Raw genomic sequence first — 16765 nt, forward strand, 5'->3', positions numbered from 1 at the left:
CCGCCGATCGCCGCGCCCTCGACGCCTGCCGGGCCGCCTACCGGGCCGCCGCCGCCAGCCCCCTGGAGGTGCCGGCGCTGCCGTCCCTGGACGCGGGCAGCCCGGAGCTGAACGTAACCCTGGCCGAGGAGGTGCCCATGGGGGGCAACGGCGGCGCCCCCTTCGCCTTCCCCGGGCGGGCCGATGCGATCCGCCGGCGCCAGCGGCTGGTGGAGGTGGGGCTGCGCACCGGCTCCCGGGTGGACCAGATCCGGCTGCGCTACGCCGGCGAGGGCGACCCCCGCGAGCCGGAGCTCCATGGCGGCGGTGGCGGTGGCGACAGGGGCCCTCTGCAGCTGGCGGAGGGCGTGACGATCCGGCGCATCGAGGGCCTCAGCGGCACCCGGGTGGATCGGCTGTTCCTCACCAGCAGCGATGGCCAGCGCATCGGCGGTGGGGGCGATGCCGGCGACCGCCCGATCGACTGGACGGTGCCGGAAGACTGCGTGGTGCTGGGCTTCAGCGGCCGCAGCGGCCGCGAACTCGACGGCCTGCGGGCCGTGGTGGCCCGCTTCGGGCCGCTGATCTGGCAGCCGCTGGCGGAGACCGAGGAGGGGTCCGGGTAGGTTGTCGGCCGCCGCAGGGCCGCGTCGATGGAGATCTGCCTGCTGGGAACCGGCCTGCTGGGGGCGGCCATCGGCGAACGGCTGCTGGGCAGCGGGTACCGGCTCACGGTGTGGAACCGCCACGCGGAGCGCTGCGGGCCGCTGCAGGCCCTGGGGGCGACGGTGGCCGCCACGCCGGCCGGGGCCGTCGCCGCCGCTGCGCTGGTGATCACGGTGCTGAGCGATGCCCCCACCACGCGGGCCGTGCTGCTGGAGCAGGCCGGCACGGCGCTGGCGGGCCGGCTGGTGCTGCAGGTGGCCACGATCGCGCCTGAGGAGAGTCGGGAACTCGCCGCCGCGCTGGCGGAGCGGGGCGCGGAGCTGCTGGAGATGCCGGTGCTGGGCAGCCGGCCGGAGGCCCTGGCCGGCACCCTGCAGCTGATGGTGGGCGGCGAGGCGGCGGCCCTGGAGCGAGCCCGGCCGGTGCTGGCGGCGCTGGGCGGTGAACCCCGCCTGCTGGGCCCGGTGGGGGCGGCGCTGACCGCCAAGCTGGCCCTCAACCAGCTGATCGCCAGCCTCACCCACAGTTTCAGCCTGAGCCTGCACCTGGTGCAGCGGGCCGGCGTGGACGTGGAGGCCTTCATGGCGATCCTGCGCGCCAGCGCCCTGTACGCCCCCACCTTCGACAAGAAGCTGGCCAAGGAACTCGCCGATGACTACACCAACGCCAACTTCCCCACCGCCCACCTGCGCAAGGACCTGCTGTTGTTCCTGCAGACCGCCCGGGGCCTGGGGCTGGAGACGGAGGGCCTCGATGGGCTGGCGACACTGCTGGAGCGGGCGACGGCCGCCGGCCTGGATGAGCTGGATTACAGCGCGCTGCACCGGCTGACGGCGGTGGCTTAGCAGGGGGAAGGGACTCGTGCATCACAATGAATAAGTGGTTCACGGAAGCGAGGTCATCAAAAGACGTGGTTCGCGGAAACCATCTATTCAGCGTTGGCCAGACCACGGACTGCACCTTTAAAGACCAGTTTTTGATGAATCAACAGTGAAGCCTGATCATCACCAACCAGCAACAACAAGCCTCGACGACCACACGACAACCAAGGGAGCTCTTGGAAAGTTCTCCCGCGGCAAGTTCTTGGCAGCCTCGGCAATGGGAGGCATCACCGTCCTCTTGCCAGAATTCTTACGTGCCGCGACAGCTGGATCCATGACGTTTACGATCCTGCATACCAATGACATGCACGCGAGCTTCATCGGCATGGGCCCGTCTTCTGATTACAGCCCGTTCACGCTGAACGACGACACCACCCGTGGTGGTTATGCGCGGCTAGCGAGTCTCATCGCTCAGCGCATCGCTGCGCGCAAGAGCCAGGGGCCGGTGTTGGTGCTGGATGCAGGCGACTACAGCATGGGCTCCGCATTCAGCGCCGCCACACGTGAAACCGGCGGTGAACTGCACCTCATGGGAAAGATGGGTTATGACGCCACCACCTTTGGCAATCATGAGTTCGATCTCGGTCCAGCGGGCCTGGGCAGTTCCATCGGCGCAGCTGTCAAGGTGGGCCCCATCCCAGCCATACTCTCTGCGAATACCAGCTTTTTGGGAAGCGATCCCAGCTTGGCCGATCTTCAGGCGCTGACCCGCAAGGGCGTGATCCGCCGCTACACGGTCATCGAGCGGGGCGGGCTGCGATTCGGTGTCTTTGGCGTCCTTGGCAAGGAGGCCATGATCTACACCAGTGGCGGCGCCACGAGCTTTGCCGATCCCATCAGTGCGGCGAGTGAGGTGGTGAAGATCCTGCGCGAGAGTGAAAAAGTTGATGTTGTCATCGCTCTGAGCCACGGAGGCGTTGAGAAGGGCCCTGATGGCCGCTACGACACCGGAGAAGACGTGCAACTGGCCAAGGATGTGCCGGGAGTTGATATTGTGATCAGCGGCCACAGCCACACGGAACTGAACGAAGCCATCATCGTGAATGGCCGCACGCCGGTGGTACAGACCGGAAAGGAGAGCAACAATCTCGGCGAACTTGTGATCGCGCTGGACGGCAGCAAGCTGTCCGTCACTTCGTACCGACTGCTGCCGATCGATGACAGCATCCTCGGTGATCGGAGCATCGGCAAGGAGATCGATGAACTGAAGAAGTCGGTCAGTGCCACCGCCTTCGCATCGCGGGGCTACAGCATCGAACAGCCCCTGGCCATCACCCCCCGGGATCTGCCCAATACCTTCAGCGACATCGCTGCCGGCACCCTGCTGGCGAACCTGGTCACCGACTCGTTCCGTGCGGCAACCAAGGCGGACATCGGCTTCACCGCCAACGGCATGATGCGCGCGGGGCTCCTGCGCGGCAAAACCGGTGTCGTGACGGTCTACGACGTGTTCGCTGTGGCACCGCTCGGATCGGGCGCCGTGGATCCGACCCCCGGCAGCACACTGGTGACCGGCTATTTCACCGGTATGGATCTCAAGAACCTGCTTGAGTTCCTGCTCGTCGACAGCGCAGCCCATCCGGGAGAGTATTTCCCGCGCGCCTCCGGCATGCGCTTCCGCTACGACCCCACTCGTCCGAAGTTCGACGTGGTGACGGCCATCGAACTGGGTGACATCGACAGCGGCTACAAGGCTATCGACATCAGTGGCAAGGATGAGCGCCTCTTCAGCTTGAGCTGCCCGCTGATGCTCGCTCCGATTATCGTAGCCATTCCCAGGTATACGAAGGGCAAGCTGGCCCTTGTGCCCAAGAAGATGGATGGCACTCCTCTCACCTCCAGAGTTGATGCACTGAAGCTACCCCGCGAAAATCCGGGCTATTTGCTGCCGCCACCAGGCACGACTGATGTGGAGAGTATTGAAAAGGGGGTGGGCATCAATGCGGCTCATGAGATCAAGGAATGGCAAGCGATCATGGACCACCTACGTCGTCTTCCGGTCACGGTCAAGGGCGAGTTACCTGTGATTCCCACAGATGAACGCGCTGCCGAGGTGCGGGCGATCAAGTCGAGCTAGATGTCCCCGCCGTGGTGCATGACAACGATGTGCAAGATGCTCGGGGGCACTGAGATGGCTGGTTCAAGTAGTGCTGCTACCTTTTATCAATAAGCCATGTGCTCCGAGAGAACTGAAGCAGGCAGGCCAGCCAACAAGCCGCTGGAGTGATCAGGCCGCCATAGAGTTGTCAGAGCGCCATGGTCTCCTGGCCTGCCACTCAGCGGCAGCGTCAGGTCGCTCACAAACACACTGTCGGAGAACTTCGATGTCATCCGCTAAGCGCCTCCAGTTCAACAAGGACATCAATGCGCCAGTTTCTGTAGTCTGGCGACATGTTACTTCACTCGAGAGCTACAAGATCTGGACAGCTGCGTTTGCTGAAGGCTCGCACTTCAACGGCTCATGGGAGCAGGGATCGAAGATTCAGTTTCTATCTCCGAGTGGTGATGGCATGGTCGCCGAGATCGCGGAAAACAGACAGAACGAGTTTATCTCCATCCGTCACCTCGGATTCATTGCCAATGGCATCGTGGACACAACAAGTGAAACAGTCAAGGCTTGGGCACCCGCGTATGAGAACTACACCTTCCTTGCCATACCAGCAGGTACGAGGATGGTGGTCGATCAAGACGTATCCACCGAATGGGAGGCCTACATCTGCGAAGCTTGGCCGAAAGCTCTAGTACGTCTCAAAAAACTAAGTGAAGCCTCTGATATTGCAGCCTGAAAACTAAATGCAGTGGCCGGAATCATGTGGTCACATTGATCATTTGGAAAATCACTGCCCAGCCACTGATCTGGAGCGCTACACAGTCCCAACCAAGGGCTTCTATCCAACTCCTTTGAGTGCCTCAGCATGAGAGTCATTCAGGTTGTCCGAGCAGAGAGGAACCGCCTTGATCATCCTTTTGGCTGGCGGAGACAAGAGCTCACAAGCCAAGGACATTGATGACGCCCTTCGATTGGCAGACAACCTGACAGAGGGGACCTGGTGAAAACGACGACCACCACCTACGACATTGCCGAGGATCTACGAACACCGGAGGAGATGGCGGCTGACCTGGAAGCCTGCATCGAGGAGGCGGATGGTGATGCGGCCTTCATTGCCAAGGTCCTGGGCGGCATTGCACGGCCCAGGGGATGACCCAGGTGGCCAGAGACTCAGGGCTTTCTAGGGAGAGCGTCTACAAGGCGTTGTCTGGAGAGCGCAGCCCTAGCTTTGACACCATCCTGAAAGTGGTCACCGCCCTGGGTCTGAAGTTGAGCGCGAGCGTGCGAAGCGAAGCGGAGGTGACTTGAGCGTTGCCGACGAGGCGAAGGTCATGAAACGCTTCCTGTGGAGATGCGACACCTTCGAACAAACCCCTTGAGTGAACAGGCATCCAAGGGTTCACTTCAGGAAACAGATACTCTTGACCTGCCACCCAGGGGCAGCGTTAGCCATCACATGAAGTCCGCCGATGACCTGCTAGCCGCCTTCGAATCACATTCGGTTGAGCGCATCCGCGCCATCCTTGACACTGGATTCGACATTCAGGCTCCGATCAACGGGAAGTCTCCCGTCAACCACCTGGTAGAGATGTATTTCAGGTCGGATGCCTTTTCGGCATGCCTTCGCTTGCTGCTGGATAGAGGAGCCGTCCTGGAAGACCCAGACCTTGAACCAGTTCTCCTAAACGACCCGTCGGCCATTGAGGCTGCGGTGCGGGCAGACAGGAACCTCTTAAGCCATAAGGTGACACTGCCTTGCGCGTTCACGCCGTTAGTCGGAGCGTCGCTGCTCCACGTCGCAGCGGAGTACGGACACATTGATGCGGCGGCCAAGCTGCTTGAGCTTGGCGCCGAAGTCGATGTGCGGGCTGACACTGATATCTTCGGTCTGAATGGTCATACCCCACTCTTCCACACGGTCAACTCCAACGCGAATCGGTCGGCGCGTGTCATGAGGCTGTTGCTGGAAGCGGGTGCCAGAGCGGATGTGCAACTGCGCGGCATCACTTGGGGCAAAGGCTTCGACTGGGAAACAACGTGCTTTGATGTCACTCCGGTCTCCTATGCCCAACTTGGTCTGCTGCCGCAGATGCAGCGAACTGAACACGATAGCTACGCCAACGTGGTGGAGTTACTGCGTGCGTCTGATAGAGATATTCCTCCTCTCAACAACATACCAAATCGCTACCTCGCCCATTGATGCCGAACACCTCGTTCAACCCTGACTCGCCAAAGCATGGTCAACTTGATCGTCAAGCCTTGGGCGACTACAATCCCCACGTCCCGGAGACAAGCCATGGCGGACCCGAGTCATCGAGTGGCGATCACGGTTGCGATCATCGGCTTGGCGGGCACACTGGGAGCTGCGCTCCTTTCAAACTGGGACAAGATCTTCAGTCGCGCCCCCCAACCTAAAGTTGTGAATGAGGAGCTCTCCAAAAGGATCAAGCCCATCGAAGCTCCGGCCACCGTTCCAATACCAAAGATATCCGGCGTCTGGCGCGATAGTGATAACCCGGACAATGGCACAAAGGTCTCCCAGGTCGACAGCAGCTTCGCGTTCAACCGTTGGGGCAGGTTGCCGAACGGTGTCCAATTTGAATCGTCCGGAACGGGCAGTCTTGTCGGGAATCGTCTGATGAGTCGGTATACGGCAAAATACCAGTCAGGCAAAATCTCGTCTGGCGAGTGCAACGGTTCCGTATCGGCGGACGCGACTCGCATTGAACAGAGTTGCTCCGACTCGTTTCTTGGATTATTCACCACCATCGCGGAGCGTGAGTAGCGCGATCACACGCACACCGTTTTTGGCCGGACCTGACAGGCCCCTGGCGTGAACAGAGCAGCATCAGCGCACCGGCCTAACCTCAACCCAAGCCAGATGTTCAGCCTCAGAGGACAGGTCCGCGTTACATCGCAGGGGCGCTCCGGCGATGTCGTCATCACCCTCCCTGATGGGGAGGTGCGCTTTTGGTGGGAATTCGGCGGTGGCACCTGCATCGCCATCGTCCATGTTCCGGATGCGCAGCAGTGGCACCAGCAGGCCCTGCTCCATCCCTATCCGCGGGTCGCGTTTCTTGAGGCCCTGGCAGGGGAGGTATCGGCTCTGCAATGCCCCGGTGCAACCCACAAGATTTCCGAGAACTTCCTCGAATTCCACCACTGAAGGGTGCTCAGGCGTTGACCGGCCCCCCTCAGCCCAGATCCGCCAGCCGCTGCCGCGCCAGCGCCGCCTGGGCCTCCGCTTCGGCCAGGTTGGCCCGGCACTCGGCCACCACCTCCGGCGGCGCCTTGCCGGCGAAGTTGGGGTTGGCGAGGCGGCCGGCCAGGCCGCTGATCTCCTTGGTGGCCTTGGCGATGTCCTTCTCCAGGCGGGCCCGCAGGGCGTCGAGGTCGACCAGGCCCTCCAGGGGCAGCAGCACCTGCAGCTCGCCACTCACCGCGGCCAGGGCCCGGGCCGCCGGCCGCTCGGCGGCCGCCGCTGGGTCCAGCACGGTGACGCTCTCCGCCCTGGTGAGGGTGGTGATGTCGGCGCTTCCCTCCTTGAGCACCGCCGCCAGCTCCTGGCGGCCGGTGATGAACAGCACCGGCGCCCCCTGGGAGGGCTTGAGCCCCGCCACGGCCCGCAGGTTGCGCACCACCCGGATCGCCTCGATCAACTCCGCGAACGAAGCCTCCAGACCTTCATCCAGGGCGGCCGCCTCGGCCGCCGGCCAGGGTTGCAGGGCGAGGAAGGTGCCCTCGGGGGCGCCGGTGAGCCCATGCCAGAGCTCCTCGCTCAGGTGGGGCATCAGCGGATGCAGCAGCACCAGCAGCTCCGCCAGCACCATGGCCAGCACCTGCCGGGCCACCCGCTGGTCGGCAAGCACCTCGGCAGCGAGGGGCTCCCCTTCCACGGCGGGCCGTGGGTTGAGGCGCCGCTTGAGCAGCTCGATCGTCCAGTCGCAGACCTCGTTCCAGGCGAACTCGTAGAGCCCCTTGGCCGCTTCCCCCAGGCCGTAGCTGGCGTAGCGCTCGGCCGTTTCCCGCTTGACCCGCTCCAGCCGCGACAGGATCCAGCGGTCGGCGAGCTGCAGCTGCGCCGGGTCCGGCGCCCCAAGGCTGGCGGGCGTTTCACCGCCCAGGTTCATCAGGGCGAAGCGGGTGGCGTTCCAGAGCTTGTTGGCGAAGTTGCGCGCCGCCTCCACCGTCGCCGAGCTGCCGTCGCTGCGGTCGTAGTCGAGGCGGATGTCCTGGCCGGCGCCGGCCACCTCCCGCACCAGGGCGAAGCGCAGGGCATCGGCGCCGTAGCGCTCGATCAGCGGCAGCGGATCGATGCCGTTGCCGGCGCTCTTGCTCATCTTGCGGTTGTTCTCGTCCCGCACCAGGCCGTGGATCATCACGTCGGCGAAGGGCATCCAGGCCTTGCCGGCGCCGAGGGGCTGCATGGCGCCGGCCAGCATCGTCATGCGGGCCACCCAGAAGAAGATGATGTCGAAGCCCGTCACCAGCACGCTGGTGGGGTACCAGCGGGCCAGATCGGCGGCCTCGCCCTCGGGCCAGCCCAGGGTGGAGAAGGGCCACAGGCCGCTGGAGAACCAGGTGTCGAGCACGTCCGGATCCTGCTCCAGCTGCAGCTCCCGGCCGGCGGCCCGGGACGCCGCGCCGAACTGGGCCTCCGCTTTGGCGGCGGCCTCCGCGGCATCCCGGGCCACCACATACGGCGTGGCCTCGGTGATCACGCCGCCCGTCTCGCTGACCACGAACCAGGCGGGGATGCGGTGGCCCCACCAGAGCTGGCGGCTGATGCACCAGTCGCGGATGTCGGTGAGCCAGTCGCGGTAGACCTTCTCCCAGCGCTCCGGCACGAAGCGGGGCGCGCCGCCCTCGAGGGCCTCCCGGCAGCGGGCCGCCAGGGGCTCGGCCTTCACGAACCACTGGGTGGAGAGCAGGGGCTCCACCGGCACCTTGCCCCGATCCGAGAACGGCACGCTGTGGCGGTGGGGCTCCACCTTCACCAGGAACCCCTCCGCCTCCATCGCCGCCACCACCGCCGCTCGGGCCTCGAAGCGGTCCAGGCCGGCGAAGCGCCCCGCCGCCGCGTTCATGCTGCCGTCCTTGGCCATCACCGTGATCAAGGGCAGGCCGTGGCGGCTGCCGATGGCGAAGTCGTTGGGGTCGTGGGCGGGGGTCACCTTGACGCAGCCCGTGCCGAAGGCCGGATCCACGTGCTCATCCGCCACGATCGGGATCTGGCGTCCCACCAGGGGCAGGGTGATCGTCTGCCCCACCAGGGCGGCGTAGCGCGGGTCGCTGGGGTGCACGGCCACGCCGGTGTCCCCCAGCAGGGTTTCGGGGCGGGTGGTGGCCACCACCAGGTGGTCGGTGCCGTCGGCGGCGGGGCCGCCGTTGAGCGGATAGCGGAAATGCCACAGGTGGCCGTCGTGCTCCTTCATCTCCACCTCCAGGTCGCTCACCGCCGATCCCGAGGCCGGGCACCAGTTCACCAGGTACTCGCCGCGGTAGATCAGCCCCTCCTCGTGCAGCCGCACGAAGGCCTCCGCCACCGCTGCGCTCAGGCCCGGATCCAGGGTGAAGCGCTCCCGGCGCCAGTCCACCGAGTAACCCAGCCGGCGCAGCTGGCCCACGATCGTGCCGCCGCTCTCCCCCTTCCAGCTCCAGGCCCGCTCCAGGAAGGCGTCGCGGCCCAGATCCTCCTTGCTGCCGCCTTCGGCCTTGATCTGCTTCTCGAGCAGCGTCTGCACCGCGATCGAAGCGTGGTCGGTGCCGGGCAGGCAGAGCACGTTCTTCCCCTGCAGGCGCTGGAAGCGCACGATCGTGTCGATCAGGGCCGTCTCGAAGCCGTGGCCCATGTGCAGACTGCCGGTCACGTTCGGCGGCGGGATCACCACCGAGAACGGTTCACCCGGCGCCTCCGGATCGGGGTGGAAGGCGCCGGCCTCCTCCCAGGCCGCCTGCCAGCGCACCTCGGTGGCGGCCGGGTCGTAGGTCTTGGGCAGGGAGGACTCGGTCACGGGCTGGGCGCGGGCAGTGGGCCCATGGTCTCAAAGCGGTCGTGGCTCAGCGCTGTGGCTCAGCCCCCGGCTCCAGCTCCAGCTCCACCCGGTTGCGCCCCAGCTCCTTGGCCCGGTACAGCACCTGGTCCAGCCGATGGAACCAGGCCTCGGCGGACTCCAGGGGCCGTCGCTGCACCACCCCGGAGCTGATCGTCACCCGTCCCACCACCCCGAAGGGCTCCGCCTCCACCCGCCGCCGCAGCCGTTCGGCCATCTGATGGGCCTGCCCGGCCGTGCAGCGGGGCAGCAGCACCAGGAACTCCTCGCCGCCCCAGCGGCCGACGCCGTCGCAGCTGCGCAGCAGGGCTGCCACCCGTCGCCCCAGCTCCACCAGCACCAGGTCGCCGGCCAGATGGCCGAACCGGTCGTTGACATCCTTGAAGTGATCGATGTCGAAGAGCACCAGCGACAGGACATCGCCGTAGCGGTCGGCGCGGTCGATCTCGCGGCGCACCCGCTCATCCAGCTCCCGCCGGTTCCAGAGCCCGGTGAGGCCATCGGTGGTGGCCAGCCGCTCCAGCGCCCGGTTGGCGGCCAGCAACGCCCGATTGGCCGCCTCGGCGTCCGCCCGGGCCTGCTGCAGTTCGAGCGCCGTGCGCTTGCGCTCCGTGATGTCCCGGCTGACCCCCAGCAGCTCCAGGAAGGCCCCCTGCTCATCCAGCACCGGCAGGGCGATCACATCCATCCAGACGGTGGAACCGTCGCGGCAGTAGTACTCCAGCTCGCCGCGGAAGGACTGGGGCGGCCGGCCGGCCCGCAGGTCCTCGACCAGCTGGCTGAAGTAACCCAGGGAGATCGCCAGGGAGTCGGGTGGGTGGATCTGCTCGATCGGCTGGGCCATCGCCTCCTCCGGCGTCAGGCCCCTGAGGCTCTCCACGGCCTGGCTCACCGAGGTGATCGTGCCATCGGCGGCCATGGTCCAGATCACATCCCTGGCGTTCTCGGCCAGAAGCCGATGGCGCTCCTCGATCAGGCGCCGTTCCCGCTCGGCGGCGCCGATCCACCCGTCAGCAGAGCTGTCCGGATCGGACCGTGGCGCTCCGATGGCCGACACGGGACGGATCAGAGGGTCCCTGCATCATCGACACCCCCTGGCCCCCCCGTTTCGCGGCGCGGAAAACGTTCACGCGGAGCGCGGCTCTGGAGCCACCCGGTCCCCGTAGCCTCCTCCCATGGCAGACGGCTGGGAATCACGGCTGGAACGCTGGCGGCAGGCGGGCCTGATCGATCCGGCCGGAGTCGAGGCGATCCTGGCCTGGGAGAGGGCCCAGCCGGGTCGCCGCCGGCTGCGGGTGCCGGTGCTGGTGGCCGTCGCCCTCGGGGGCGTGCTGGTGGCCGCCGGACTGCTGCTGTTCGTCTCCACCCACTGGCAGGCCCTCGGGCCCGGGCAGCGCTTCGGGCTGCTGCTGGCCCTGGTGGTGGGTCTGCACGGGGGCGGCGCCGCCCTCGAGAACCGCTTCCCGCCCCTGGCGGTGAGCCTGCACGGCGTGGGCACGGTGACGCTGGGGGCGGGCCTGTTCCTGGCGGGCCAGCTGTTCCACCTCGAGGCCCACTGGCCCCTGGGGCTGCTGCTCTGGGCCATCGGCGCGGGCCTGGGCTGGGCCCTGCTGCGCCAGTGGCCCCAGCTGGCGCTGCTGGCCCTGCTGGGGCCGGCCTGGCTGGTCGCTGAATGGCAGCGGGCCGTCGATGCCGCCACCGAGGGACTGCAGCGGGGATCCGGGGATCCGACGGTCGTGCTGGCCCCGGCGGCGGGCCTGCTGCTGCTCAGCCTCTGTTATCTGGCGGCGCCGGCGGGGGCGGGCGCCGTCCCGGCGCCGCGGCGGGTGCTGCTCTGGCTCGGCGGGCTGGGCCTGCTGCCGACGGGCCTGCTCTGGCAGCTGTTCAGCCACGGGGGCCCCACCTCCGCCCCCCTGCCCCTGCCCCTGGCGGCCGTCGGCTGGGCGGTCGCCCTGGGGGCACCGCTGCTGCTGGGCCTGCGCCTGCGGGGCCGGCGCGCCTGGCCTCTGGCGGTGGCGATCGGCTGGCTGCTCCCCGGGGTGGCGCTGGCCTGGTCCACCCACCAGGACGCCGGGGTGTTCCCCTATCTGTGGTGGGCCGTCGGCGGCCTGCTGCTGGTGGCCTGGGGCGTGATGGAGGGCCGCTCCGAGCGGGTCAACCTCGGCGCCGCCCTGATCGCCATCGACGTGCTGGCCTTCTACGTGTCCCAGGTGATGGACAGCCTCGGCCGCTCCGCCAGCCTGATCGGCCTGGGGGTGCTGTTCCTCGGCGGCGGCTGGGGCCTGGAGCTGCTGCGCCGCCGGCTCGTGGCCCGCGCCGTTGGCCGGGGGACCCCATGATCCCCGGGCCGGCGCGCGGCCTGCTGCTGGCCCTGCTGCAGGGCGGGCTGCTGCTGAGCCTGGCAGGCCAGCTGCTGCTGGATCGGGCCACCCGGCCCCGGGGCTGGATCCTGAGCGAGCCGGTGGATCCCCACCTGCCGATCCGGGGGCGCTACGTGAACCTGGCCCTGCTGGTGCCGGCCCCCGAGGTGCCGGCCGGCCAGGCCAGGCCCTGGTCGGGGGAGCGGCTGGTGCTGCGCAGCGAGGCCGACCGGGTGCGGGCCGAGCTGGCCGGACCCGCCACCCCCCGCTCCAAGAGCCTGCCGGCGACACCGCAGGGCGAAGGCTGGCGCCTGGGGCCGTCGGTCGCCTACTTCATCCCGCCCGGGGTGGCGGATCCCTCCCGTCGCCCGGCCGGCGAGCAGCTCTGGGTGGAGGTGACCCTGCCGGCCCAGGGTCCACCGCGGCCGATCCGGCTGGGGGTACGGCGGGGCGACGGGCCGATCACCCCCCTGGAGCTGCGCTGAAGCTGGCCGTGGACACAGCCCGGCCCCGGCAGCCCGCCTAACGTCCGCCGATGGCCACCGCCCCGCCGCTGGAGTTCCTGCCCCCCCGCCTGGATGGTCGGGTGCTGGCGCTGGGCCGGCTGGTGCTGCCGCTCTGGCTGCGGTGGCGCTGCCGGATCGCGGCGGTGGAGGTGGAGGGCATGGCCACGCTGGTGGAGGCGATGCGCTCCTTCCAGGCCGGGGAGAGCCGGTTGCTGCTCGCCTTCCGCCACCCGAGCCTCGACGATCCCCTGAGCATGGCCCGGCTGCTGTGGGTGGAGCTGGCCCGGGCCGGCCGGCGGCAGGGCCTGCGCTTCGATCCGGCCCCCACCGGCCAGTTCCTGTTCGACCGCGGCATCCCCCTCTGGGCCGGGCCGACCATGGGGTGGCTGTTCACCCACCTGGGGGGCGCCTCGATCCAGCGCAGCAAGCTGGATCTGCCCGCCCTGCGCACGGCCCGCAAGCTGCTGCTGGAGGGACCCCACCCCTTCGCCCTGGCGCCGGAGGGGGCCACCAACGGCCACAACGAACGCCTCAGCCCCCTGGAGCCCGGCACCGCCCAGCTCGCCTTCTGGACGGCCGCCGACCTGGCCGAGGCCGGACGCCATGAACGGATGGATCTGCTGCCGATCGGTCTGCAGTACAGCTTCATCGAGCCGGTCTGGGGGCCGATCGAGGCCCTGCTCTGCCGCCTGGAGGAGGGGGCCGGCCTGGTCCCCGATCCCGGCCACGACCTTGACCCCACCCGACTGCATGGGCGGCTGGTGCGCCTCGGGGAGCGGATGCTCGAGCAGATGGAGGCCTTCTACCGCGACAAGGTGCACCTGGCCCTGCCCGAGGCGTGCGCTCCCGCCGCGGCCACCGCCGCAGACAGCGCCGACCCGGAGTCCACCCCCGGCTTCGGCCCCCGGCTGCAGCGACTCATGGATCTGGCCCTGCGGCGGGTGGAGCAGTCCTTCGGGATGCAGCCCTGCGGCAGCCTCACCGACCGCTGCCGGCGCCTGGAGCAGGCCGGCTGGGATCGGCTCTACCCCGCCCGGCCCCCCGACGCCGAGCCCCCCAGCCCCCTGGCCCGGGCCCTGGCCGACCGGCTGGCGGAGGAGACCGGGGCCCAGCTGTGGCACATGCGTGTGGTGGAGTCCTTCGTCGCCGTGAGCGGCAGCTATGTGCGGGAGCGGCCGAGCCAGGAGCGCTTCGCCGACACCCTGCTGCTGCTCTGGGACACCCAGTGCCGGATCCAGGGCCAGACCGCCAACCAGCGCCCCCGGCTGGGGCGCCGGAAGGTGCGGATCAGCATCGACCGGCCGATCGGGGTGGATGGGCGCCTGGCCGACTACCGCCGGGATCGGCGCCGGGCGGTGCAGGCCCTCACCGAGGAGCTGCAACAGCGCCTGGAGGGGCTGATCGTGCCCTCGCCCCTGGACTGACCACCGGACCGGGGCCTCAGCCGGCGGCGAGGCGCGCCACGTAGGCGTCGAGGCTGCCGGCATTGATCCAGCCGGTGGCGATGGTCTTGGTGTGGGTCTGGCTGACGCGGCCCCGGTGCAGGTGGGAGAGGCCGGCGGGGAAGATCGCCAGCTTGCCCTTGACGGCCTCCTCGTGGTGGTCCTGCCAGTGGAATTCGGTGCCGCCGTCGGGGACGGTGTTGAGGTAGAGGATCCAGGCCAGAACACGCCGGATCGGCTCGGTGGCCTCGTCGCTGGTGTTCCAGTCGCAGTGCCAGCTGTGGAACCCCTCCCCCGGCGCGTAGCGCTGCAGGTTGAAGATCGGGTTGACGAACAGGGAGCGCTCCGGGCAGCAGGAGAGGAACAGGGGGCGTTCGGCCAGGTAACGCTTCAGGCCGACGGAGACGCCGCGCATGATCACGTCCGCCAGGCCCTGGGCCTCCGGATCGGAGCGGTCGATCCACACCAGGCTGATGTCGGTGGAGACCTTGCCGGGAGCCGCCGTCCCCACCGCACCGGGATCGCCGTCGCCCTCCTCGGCGCCGAAGCCGAAGGCGACGCCGCGGCGCTGCAGGTCGGTGCGGCGGTCGAAGAAGGCCATCGCCGCATCGGCCAGGGCCAGATAGCCGGGATCCTCGAAGCTGGCGATCAGCCGCATCCGCGCCCGGGTCCTCTCGGACAGGCAACCTAGACCGGAGCCTCGCCGTCCACGGCAGGTGTCGGCGGCGTCTTGACGGGGCCCGCAGGATCGGCAGAGTGCCGCCTGACGCCTCCTCCGGACCAGCCTGTCGATGTTGCCATCGCCGCGGACCACCGCCTCCCGCCAACCCCCGCTGCGGCAGGGCCAGGGGCTTCTGGGCCTGGTCCTGGGGGCCTGGGCCGGCCTGCTGGCGGCGGGCGCCCCCGCCGACGCCGCCCCGTACCGGGCCCGGACCCTGGTGACGGGGCTGGAGAATCCGCGCGGGCTGACGATCGCGCCCAACGGCAACCTGGTGCTCAGCGAGGCGGGCCGGGGCGGCAGCGGCCCCTGCATCCTCGCCGGCAGCGGCAACACCCTCTGCTACGGCACCACCGGGGCCGTGGGTCAGTTCGACCGCTCCACCAACGTCTATTCCAGGGCCCTCGCCAACCTCCCGTCCCTGGCGGTCCAGTCCTCCCCCCTGTTCCCCGAGGGCACCGGCATCCAGGACCTCGCCTTCAACGGCTCCGGCCAGCTGTTCGGGGTCTTCGGCTTCGGTGCCAACCCCACCCTGATTCCCGCCGCCGGCAGCCCCCTCTTCGGCAGGACGGTCGCCATCGACCTGGCCGCCGGCAGCCTGACGCCCCTGGCCGACATCGCCGGTTTCGAAGCGACCCAGAACCCCGACGGCCAGGATCTCAACAGCAATCCCTTCGCCCTGGTGGTGCGCGGGGACGACACCTACGTCACTGATTCCGGCGGCAACAGCCTGGTGAAGGCCGACGCCGCCAACCAGGTCTCGCTGGTGAACGTGTTCCCGGAGGAACTCGTCAGCACCTCCCATCTGCCGTTCCCCTTCCCCTTCCCCGAAGTCCCGGCCCAGGCCGTGCCCACCGGCATGACCATCGGCCCCGACGGGGCGCTGTCCATCACCCAGCTCTCCGGCTTTCCCTTCGCCCCCGGCAGCGCTGATGTGTTCCGCTACGACTTCACCAACCCGGTGACCAGGTTCGCGGGGGGCTTCAGCAACCTCATCGACATCGCCGCCGGTCCGGATGAGGCGCTCTACCTGCTCCAGTACAGCAATGACTTCTTTGGCCCCCCGTCGGGCAGCGTCCTGAAACTGGGCCTCGACGGCAGCGTCCGCACGATCTTCGATGACCTGGTCAGCCCCACCGGGCTGGCCGTCGGCCGCGACGGCACGATCTACGTGGCCAACAATGGCGACGGGGTGAACGGCGCGCTGCTCGCCCTCACCCCGGTGCCGACCCCCGGCCCCCTGCCCCTGCTCGGTGTCGGCGTCGCCTTCGCCCAGGCCCGGCGGCTGCGACGCCGCTGCGGCGGCCTCAACCCGGCCCGTTCCGCCAGGGCACGGCGACCAGCGCCTCCAGCGATTGCCAGCGGAGGCGATCATCCGTCACCAGGGGGCTGAGGCCCACGGCCTCGAGGGCGGCGGCCACCCGCTCCACAGCGATGGGCTCCTGGGCTCCGGCTCCGGGCGCGGCCTCCAGGGGCAGCAGCAGCACCTGCTGCTCGGCCGGATCGGCCATCACCCGCAGGTTGAGGTCGGGGAGCTCCCGCTCGAAGAACAGCCGCCGCATCCGCGCCGTGAGCGCCGGACCCAGGGCGGCCGCGAAGGCCTCCAGGGCCCGGGCCTCGCCGGAGCAGCCGCAGCTCAGCGCCAGCCAGATGAGCAGCTTGGCCCAGCTCTCCGCCGTCCACTGGGGCGGGAAGCTCCGCCGGTGCTGGCGCACCAGCTCGGCGATGGCGAAGTCGAACAGGGTGCCCTGCAGGGAGGCCACCGATGGCAGGGGTTCCTGATCCATCCGGCCATCCTGACGGCCAGGCGGCAAACTGCAGGGGCAACGACCGTCCCTGGAGACGCCCGATGGCCCTCGATCTGAACGATCCGGAGCTCGAGTTCGCCGATCTCGTCACCGCCTACCAGAGCTGGGTGATGGCCGTGATCAACGACGAGAAGCTGGGGGGCGACAAGGTCCTCACCGATGACATCGCCGACGACGCCCTGAACGCGATGCGTTTCCTGCCGGACGTGGTGACCAGCGCCATCGAAACCACCCTGGCCCGCGTCTACGACGTGGATCCCGACGAACTCGCCGAACTGCTCTACCCCGAGGACTGAGCGGCC

Annotated in this window: 18 protein-coding genes; 14 read left to right on the plus strand and 4 right to left on the minus strand. The window is 68.4% G+C overall.

The features are described from left to right. The 9 genes from KBY81_RS09550 to KBY81_RS09585 all read left to right on the plus strand — a co-directional run. Window positions 1-605, plus strand: a 605-nt coding sequence (locus KBY81_RS09550) for a jacalin-like lectin (RefSeq protein WP_254976359.1), incomplete at its 5' end; no start/stop codon positions are given. Window positions 606-632: 27 nt separating this feature from the next. Then, entirely contained in the window at window positions 633-1490 is an 858-nt protein-coding gene (locus KBY81_RS09555) for an NAD(P)-dependent oxidoreductase (RefSeq protein WP_254976360.1), read from the plus strand. Between the two features lie 310 nt (window positions 1491-1800). Next, window positions 1801-3603 (plus strand): bifunctional UDP-sugar hydrolase/5'-nucleotidase, encoded by a 1803-nt coding sequence (locus KBY81_RS09560; protein WP_254976361.1) that lies wholly within the window; start codon window positions 1801-1803, stop codon window positions 3601-3603. A 247-nt stretch (window positions 3604-3850) separates the two neighbouring features. After that, window positions 3851-4312: a hypothetical protein gene (locus KBY81_RS09565; protein ID WP_254976362.1), complete on the plus strand. Its 462-nt coding sequence runs from the start codon at window positions 3851-3853 to the stop codon at window positions 4310-4312. A 264-nt stretch (window positions 4313-4576) separates the two neighbouring features. Then, window positions 4577-4729 carry a hypothetical protein gene (locus KBY81_RS16620; protein ID WP_315858511.1) on the plus strand — a complete coding sequence of 51 codons (153 nt, stop codon included), beginning with the start codon at window positions 4577-4579 and terminating at the stop codon, window positions 4727-4729. Beyond that, window positions 4726-4884 carry an addiction module antidote protein gene (locus KBY81_RS16625; RefSeq protein WP_315858512.1) on the plus strand — a complete coding sequence of 53 codons (159 nt, stop codon included), beginning with the start codon at window positions 4726-4728 and terminating at the stop codon, window positions 4882-4884. The genes KBY81_RS16620 and KBY81_RS16625 overlap by 4 nt, the downstream gene beginning before the upstream one ends. 148 nt (window positions 4885-5032) lie before the next feature. Continuing rightward, on the plus strand, window positions 5033-5776 hold the full coding sequence (locus KBY81_RS09575; protein WP_254972165.1) for a hypothetical protein: 744 nt from the start codon (window positions 5033-5035) through the stop codon (window positions 5774-5776). A 96-nt stretch (window positions 5777-5872) separates the two neighbouring features. After that, a complete protein-coding gene (locus KBY81_RS09580) occupies window positions 5873-6361 on the plus strand; it encodes a hypothetical protein (protein ID WP_254972164.1) in 489 nt (162 codons plus the stop codon). Window positions 6362-6457: 96 nt separating this feature from the next. Beyond that, window positions 6458-6742 (plus strand): hypothetical protein, encoded by a 285-nt coding sequence (locus tag KBY81_RS09585; RefSeq protein ID WP_254976363.1) that lies wholly within the window; start codon window positions 6458-6460, stop codon window positions 6740-6742. Window positions 6743-6770: 28 nt separating this feature from the next. Here KBY81_RS09585 and KBY81_RS09590 read toward each other — a convergent pair whose 3' ends face one another. Beyond that, on the minus strand, window positions 6771-9590 hold the full coding sequence (locus KBY81_RS09590) for a valine--tRNA ligase (RefSeq protein WP_254976364.1): 2820 nt from the start codon (window positions 9588-9590) through the stop codon (window positions 6771-6773). 46 nt (window positions 9591-9636) lie between these two features. Then, complete coding sequence (locus tag KBY81_RS09595; RefSeq protein WP_254976365.1) at window positions 9637-10686, minus strand: sensor domain-containing diguanylate cyclase; 1050 nt, start codon at window positions 10684-10686, stop codon at window positions 9637-9639. Between the two features lie 118 nt (window positions 10687-10804). Between KBY81_RS09595 and KBY81_RS09600 the strand changes: the two genes are divergently transcribed. Genes KBY81_RS09600 through KBY81_RS09610 form a run of 3 tightly spaced genes read left to right on the plus strand, consistent with a single transcriptional unit; the run spans window position 10805 to window position 13919 of the window. Then, on the plus strand, window positions 10805-11968 hold the full coding sequence (locus tag KBY81_RS09600; RefSeq protein ID WP_106219504.1) for a DUF2157 domain-containing protein: 1164 nt from the start codon (window positions 10805-10807) through the stop codon (window positions 11966-11968). After that, window positions 11965-12474, plus strand: a complete 510-nt coding sequence (locus KBY81_RS09605; RefSeq protein ID WP_254976366.1) for a hypothetical protein — start codon at window positions 11965-11967, stop codon at window positions 12472-12474. The genes KBY81_RS09600 and KBY81_RS09605 overlap by 4 nt, the downstream gene beginning before the upstream one ends. A gap of 50 nt (window positions 12475-12524) precedes the next feature. Continuing rightward, window positions 12525-13919: a 1-acyl-sn-glycerol-3-phosphate acyltransferase gene (locus tag KBY81_RS09610; RefSeq protein ID WP_254976367.1), complete on the plus strand. Its 1395-nt coding sequence runs from the start codon at window positions 12525-12527 to the stop codon at window positions 13917-13919. A 16-nt stretch (window positions 13920-13935) separates the two neighbouring features. Here KBY81_RS09610 and KBY81_RS09615 read toward each other — a convergent pair whose 3' ends face one another. Continuing rightward, window positions 13936-14595, minus strand: coding sequence for a 2OG-Fe(II) oxygenase (locus KBY81_RS09615; protein WP_106219507.1), 660 nt, complete (start codon window positions 14593-14595; stop codon window positions 13936-13938). A gap of 133 nt (window positions 14596-14728) precedes the next feature. Here KBY81_RS09615 and KBY81_RS09620 point away from each other — a divergent pair, with 133 nt between their 5' ends. Further along, window positions 14729-16048 carry a ScyD/ScyE family protein gene (locus KBY81_RS09620; protein ID WP_254976368.1) on the plus strand — a complete coding sequence of 440 codons (1320 nt, stop codon included), beginning with the start codon at window positions 14729-14731 and terminating at the stop codon, window positions 16046-16048. On the opposite strand, the gene KBY81_RS09625 is transcribed toward KBY81_RS09620, so the two are convergent. Beyond that, window positions 15963-16442 (minus strand): protein phosphatase, encoded by a 480-nt coding sequence (locus tag KBY81_RS09625; RefSeq protein ID WP_254976369.1) that lies wholly within the window; start codon window positions 16440-16442, stop codon window positions 15963-15965. The genes KBY81_RS09620 and KBY81_RS09625 overlap by 86 nt on opposite strands. Window positions 16443-16504: 62 nt before the next feature. Here KBY81_RS09625 and KBY81_RS09630 point away from each other — a divergent pair, with 62 nt between their 5' ends. Beyond that, on the plus strand, window positions 16505-16759 hold the full coding sequence (locus tag KBY81_RS09630; RefSeq protein ID WP_015110195.1) for a hypothetical protein: 255 nt from the start codon (window positions 16505-16507) through the stop codon (window positions 16757-16759). Window positions 16760-16765 lie beyond the last annotated feature (6 nt).

Source organism: Cyanobium sp. Lug-B (assembly GCF_024345635.1).
Lineage (GTDB): Bacteria > Cyanobacteriota > Cyanobacteriia > PCC-6307 > Cyanobiaceae > Cyanobium > Cyanobium minutissimum.

Coding starts and splice junctions, on each gene's coding strand:
- KBY81_RS09610 (WP_254976367.1), top strand. CDS start 12,525: ATGGCCACCGCCCCGCCGCTGGAGTTCCTGCCCCCCCGCCTGGATGGT.
- KBY81_RS09585 (WP_254976363.1), top strand. CDS start 6,458: ATGTTCAGCCTCAGAGGACAGGTCCGCGTTACATCGCAGGGGCGCTCC.
- KBY81_RS09560 (WP_254976361.1), top strand. CDS start 1,801: ATGACGTTTACGATCCTGCATACCAATGACATGCACGCGAGCTTCATC.
- KBY81_RS09625 (WP_254976369.1), bottom strand. CDS start 16,442: ATGGATCAGGAACCCCTGCCATCGGTGGCCTCCCTGCAGGGCACCCTG.
- KBY81_RS09565 (WP_254976362.1), top strand. CDS start 3,851: ATGTCATCCGCTAAGCGCCTCCAGTTCAACAAGGACATCAATGCGCCA.
- KBY81_RS09605 (WP_254976366.1), top strand. CDS start 11,965: ATGATCCCCGGGCCGGCGCGCGGCCTGCTGCTGGCCCTGCTGCAGGGC.
- KBY81_RS16625 (WP_315858512.1), top strand. CDS start 4,726: ATGACCCAGGTGGCCAGAGACTCAGGGCTTTCTAGGGAGAGCGTCTAC.
- KBY81_RS09620 (WP_254976368.1), top strand. CDS start 14,729: ATGTTGCCATCGCCGCGGACCACCGCCTCCCGCCAACCCCCGCTGCGG.
- KBY81_RS09575 (WP_254972165.1), top strand. CDS start 5,033: ATGAAGTCCGCCGATGACCTGCTAGCCGCCTTCGAATCACATTCGGTT.
- KBY81_RS09630 (WP_015110195.1), top strand. CDS start 16,505: ATGGCCCTCGATCTGAACGATCCGGAGCTCGAGTTCGCCGATCTCGTC.
- KBY81_RS09615 (WP_106219507.1), bottom strand. CDS start 14,595: ATGCGGCTGATCGCCAGCTTCGAGGATCCCGGCTATCTGGCCCTGGCC.
- KBY81_RS09555 (WP_254976360.1), top strand. CDS start 633: ATGGAGATCTGCCTGCTGGGAACCGGCCTGCTGGGGGCGGCCATCGGC.
- KBY81_RS09580 (WP_254972164.1), top strand. CDS start 5,873: ATGGCGGACCCGAGTCATCGAGTGGCGATCACGGTTGCGATCATCGGC.
- KBY81_RS09600 (WP_106219504.1), top strand. CDS start 10,805: ATGGCAGACGGCTGGGAATCACGGCTGGAACGCTGGCGGCAGGCGGGC.